This window comes from Pseudokineococcus sp. 5B2Z-1, assembly GCF_037482305.1.
Classification (GTDB): Bacteria; Actinomycetota; Actinomycetes; order Actinomycetales; family Quadrisphaeraceae; genus Pseudokineococcus.
Genome location: NZ_JBBHZG010000014.1, coordinates 1 through 2,663, shown reverse-complemented (window position 1 = coordinate 2,663; position 2,663 = coordinate 1). Strand labels below are relative to the sequence as shown.

The window sequence follows — 2,663 nt, the reverse complement described above, 5'->3', positions numbered from 1 at the left end:
CCCCCCCCCCCCCCCCCCCCCCCCCCCCCCCCCCCCCCCCCCCCCCCCCCCCCCCCCCCCCCCCCCCCCCCCCCCCCCCCCCCCCCCCCCCCCCCCCCAGCCCCCTGGGCCCCCGGGCCCACCGACCACCGCCACGAGGAGACAGCCATGACCACCGCCACCCGCCCCACCGAGGCCGACGGCGCCGACGACTCCCCCACGATGCGCGCCGCCCTCGCCGCCCACGGCCTCGCGGACCGCTTCGTCCCCGCCGTCATCGGAGACGGCTTCCACCAGGTCGGCCCGCTCGAGGTCTACGTCGAGCCCGACGACGACGAGGTCCCCGTCTGGGTCATCACCGGCCGCCTCGCCGCCCCCGCCGCCCCCGACGGCCTCCACTTCCGGGCCGAGCGCCCCACCGCCGAGACCGCCGCCGCCGAGGTCGCCGCCCGCCTGCCCGCCGCCGATCAATGGCAGCGCGACCAGGCCACCACGACCACCGCGCCCACGAGCACGCCCGGCCCGCCGATCACCACCGGCCGCAGCGACCAGCGCGCGCTGGACGCCATCGCCACCGTCCTCGGCTCCCCCGCCACCTGGACCGACCCCGCAACCATCGTCGAGACCGTCGCCCACATCGTCGAGAGCACCGACCGCCCCGCCGGCACCACCGGCCCCGGCGGGGCGGTCTGGGCCCGCCGCTTCCGCGAGTCCACCGGACGCGAGCCCGTCGCCCGCTTCCTCCCCTGACCCGACCGCCCGCGCCCACACCCGGCGCCCGGCCGAGCTGCCGGGCGCCGGCGCCCGACCCACCGGACCCGCCTACGGCGGGACAGCCCCCCCGCCCCGGCGCGGGGGCTGCGCCCGCACGCCCGCCCCCCGCGTGTCGCTTGTCGTCCAACCACCCAAACGCTACCGTTCCTAACCTTCGGACCCTTGGAGCAAACGTGACCACACACGTCCTCGCCCTGGCCAACCAGAAGGGCGGCGTCGGCAAGACCTCCATCACCGTCGGCCTCGCAGACGCCCTCGCCCGCCAAGGCCGCCGCGTACTCGTCATCGACGCCGACCCCCAGGCCAACGCCACCGCCAACCTCGGCATCGACCAGGCCCCGCAGTTCACCCTCAACGACGTCCTCGCCGTCGACCCCACCACCCGCACCGTCGCCCCCGGCGTCATCGCAGAAGCGATCGTGCCGGCGGGGGAGGGGTGGACCGGCGTCGACGTCGTCGCCGCCGAGCTCGCCCTGTCCAACCGCGAACAGGACCAAGACCCCGGCCGCGAGGCCCGCCTGCGGACCGCGATGGACGGCGCCCTCGACGCCTACGACGTCGTCCTCATCGACTGCCCGCCCAACCTCGGCCAGCTCACCATCAACGCCCTCACCGCCGCCGACGCCGCCCTCCTGGTCACCGAGCCCCGCGCCCCCAGCGTCGACGGCCTGACCCAGATGACCCGCACCGTCGGCACCGTCCGCCAGCACTACAACCCCGCCCTGCGCCTGGCCGGCGTCGTCGTCAACCGCCACCGCACCGACCGCCGCGACCGCGTCGAATGGGTCGACCAGCTCCGCGAGGACTACGGCACCCGCCTCCTCGAGCCCTACCTGCCCGAGCGCGAAGTCATCGCCGTCGCCACCAGCGCCGCCGCACCCCTGTCCGCCTACGGACCCCGCGGCCGCGACGTCCTCGACGCCCTCACCGCCATCGCAGACCAAATCACCACCACCACCGGAACCGCAGGAGCGACCGCATGACCACCCCCGCCCGCCGCCGCGGAGTCCGCCCCACCGCCGACGACCTCGGGCGCGTCGACCAGACGCCCGCGCCCACACCCCCGGGCAAGCTCGCCAAGGCCGCCCCCCAGGACCCCGTCATCGGCGCCCCACAGGACGCACCCGCAGCCAGGGAGTCCAACCGCTCCGCCGCCGACGTCGTCCGCGAGAGCGCCGGCAAGCGCAAGGTCGGCTACGTCCAGGACGCCGACGACACCGCCCGCGCCCGCGCCGCCTACAACTGGACCCGCGCCAACACCGGCACCCGCTCATTCTCCGACTTCATCGCCAACGCCGTCATGGCCGAGGTCGAGCGCCTGGAAAAGGAATACAACGGCGGCAAGGCATGGGCCGGAATGCACGCCGGCGAAATCCCCACCGGCCGCCCCCTCGAGTAATCTTTCGGAGGAAAAGTGACTCAGTCGCATAGTCCCGGCGAAGCCACCCTGTTCGCCTACGCGGAGGAGGGGGTCGACCCGCATGAGGTGCAACTCCGCCTGAACCAGGAAGACGAAGACGCCTTCCGTCGACTCCCCCGAGGCGACGACGACGGGCCTTGGGTCACCGTCTTCGACGAGCTGACTGGCACGTTCTTCGACGTCCGCCCAGCGACCTGCGGCGCGGACTGCTTCTGCGCTGCCGAAGCGCGACCGTCTCAGCGATCAACCTAGTAGTTCCATGACGATCCACGCTGGCGCGGCTGCCGCCTGTCGTGTCTCTCGCAGGAAGTCGGCTTCGCCTCCTGCCTGCTCGCCTCGCCTGTCGTAGGTGGTCACTGCCGCGCAGAGCAGGGGGAGCGGGGTACTCGAGCTGGGGGTCGACGCCCGCCGTGGGTGGGTGGTGGTGGGTGCGGGGCCACGTCTGGGTGGGGCGTCTGCGTCGCTCAGTCGACCGGAGGAGGCCACACCG

3 protein-coding genes are annotated in these 2,663 nt (G+C 74.7%); all 3 read left to right on the top strand.

The window, feature by feature from the left end; all coding sequences use genetic code 11:
- Positions 1-147: 147 nt before the first annotated feature.
- The 3 genes from WDV85_RS17000 (at position 148) to WDV85_RS16990 (ending at position 2,152) form a co-directional block, all read left to right on the top strand.
- Complete coding sequence (locus WDV85_RS17000; RefSeq protein ID WP_339571752.1) at positions 148-729, top strand: hypothetical protein; 582 nt, start codon at positions 148-150, stop codon at positions 727-729.
- A gap of 197 nt (positions 730-926) precedes the next feature.
- A complete protein-coding gene (locus tag WDV85_RS16995; protein WP_339571751.1) occupies positions 927-1,736 on the top strand; it encodes a ParA family protein in 810 nt (269 codons plus the stop codon).
- A complete protein-coding gene (locus WDV85_RS16990; RefSeq protein ID WP_339571750.1) occupies positions 1,733-2,152 on the top strand; it encodes a ParB family protein in 420 nt (139 codons plus the stop codon). Before WDV85_RS16995 ends, WDV85_RS16990 begins: the two co-directional genes overlap by 4 nt.
- Positions 2,153-2,663: the final 511 nt, after the last annotated feature.

Excerpts from the sequence above, each read along its gene's own strand:
- WDV85_RS16990 (WP_339571750.1), top strand. The coding sequence starts at position 1,733 with ATGACCACCCCCGCCCGCCGCCGCGGAGTCCGCCCCACCGCCGACGAC.
- WDV85_RS17000 (WP_339571752.1), top strand. The coding sequence starts at position 148 with ATGACCACCGCCACCCGCCCCACCGAGGCCGACGGCGCCGACGACTCC.